The organism is Streptomyces sp. NPDC058664 (genome assembly GCF_042716635.1).
Classification (GTDB): domain Bacteria; phylum Actinomycetota; class Actinomycetes; order Streptomycetales; family Streptomycetaceae; genus Streptomyces.
Map to the genome: position 1 here is coordinate 1 of NZ_JBHXRW010000215.1, position 1,377 is coordinate 1,377.

At 70.3% G+C, this 1,377-nt stretch carries 1 protein-coding gene; it reads left to right on the forward strand.

Translation table 11 applies throughout. From position 1 onward, the window contains the following. The first annotated feature begins 14 nt into the window (after positions 1 to 14). A complete protein-coding gene (locus tag ACFWUY_RS41665) occupies positions 15 to 1,253 on the forward strand; it encodes an IS701 family transposase (RefSeq protein ID WP_384122267.1) in 1,239 nt (412 codons plus the stop codon). Positions 1,254 to 1,377: the final 124 nt, after the last annotated feature.

Consider the following 1,377-nt stretch of genomic DNA (forward strand, 5'->3'; position numbering starts at 1 on the left):
GGCATCTTCCGGCTATGAGACTGGGGGAGGTGGAACGGCTCCGGGGTGAGGTGGCGGAGTTCGTTGCCGATGTGTTCGCCTCGCTGCCGCGGCGGGATCAGCGGCGGTGGGGCGGGTGTTATCTGCGGGGGCTGATGCTGGACGGTCGGCGCAAGTCGGTCCAGCCGATGGCCGACCGGCTGCCGGACGGGAACATGCAGGCTCTGCAGCAGTTCGTGAACCAGTCGCCGTGGGATCCGCTGCCGGTGCGGCGGCGGATTGCCGAACGGCTGAGCGAGGCGATCACGCCGGAGGTGTGGGTGATCGACGATGTGTCGTTTCCCAAGTGCGGCACCGCTTCGGTCGGGGTGGCCCGGCAGTACTGCGGAGCTCTCGGGAAACGGGCGAACTGCCAGGTCGCGGTCAGTGTCCACGCCGCCACCGACACCGGCTCGTGCCCGCTGGACTGGCAGTTGTATCTGCCGCGGGAGTGGGCGGACGAGCCGGACCGCTGTCGCAGGGCCGGGGTGCCGGACGAAGCCGTTGCCCACCAGGAGAAGTGGCGCCTGGCACTCGGCTTGCTGGACACGCTCGCCGGCTGGGAACTGGAGGCGCCGGTGGTGGTCGCCGACGCGGGCTACGGCGTCAGCACCCCGTTCCGGGCCGGCCTGGAGGAACGCGGACTGTCCTATGTCCTCGCGCTGACCGGCAAAGAAGTCGCCCATGCCGAACAGGCCGAGCCGCACCGGCCCGCTTATGGCGGGCTCGGGCCGCCGACCCTGCCCCGCTACCGCACCCCGCCCCGAGCCGTCAGTGCCCTCGTGGAGGAAACCGGCCCAGAACAGTTCACCGAGGTCACCTGGCGGCAGGGCAGCAAAGGCCCGATGACCTCACGGTTCACCGTCCTGACGGTCCGGCCCGCGGGCAAGCAGTCCCTGGCCGCGGCCCAGACCGCGGGCGGCGGCCGCAACCGGTGGGACGGCGTCCTGCCCGCACGGACCCTCCTGGTCGAATGGCCGCACGGCCATGAGACCCCGACGGGCTACTGGATCTCGAACCTGCCCGCCACCACCCCGGTCACCGACCTGGTCCGCTGGGCGAAGATGCGCTGGCGCATCGAACACGACTACCGCGAACTCAAGCACGGCCTCGGCCTGGACCACTTCGAGGGCCGCACCTGGCGCGGCTGGCACCACCACGTCACCCTCGTCACCGCCGCCCAGGCCTTCCTCACCCTGCGGCGGCTCGACCCAAAAGCCCACACGCCGGCCTGACCCTCTACCAGGTCCTCGACACCCTCCAGGACCTCCTGCAGTGCTGGACCGGCACCTGCACCACCTGCGGCCGACCCCTACCCCGCAACAGAACCAGACGAAGAACCTAACGAAGTACTACTAG

Coding starts and splice junctions, on each gene's coding strand:
- ACFWUY_RS41665 (WP_384122267.1), top strand. CDS start 15: ATGAGACTGGGGGAGGTGGAACGGCTCCGGGGTGAGGTGGCGGAGTTC.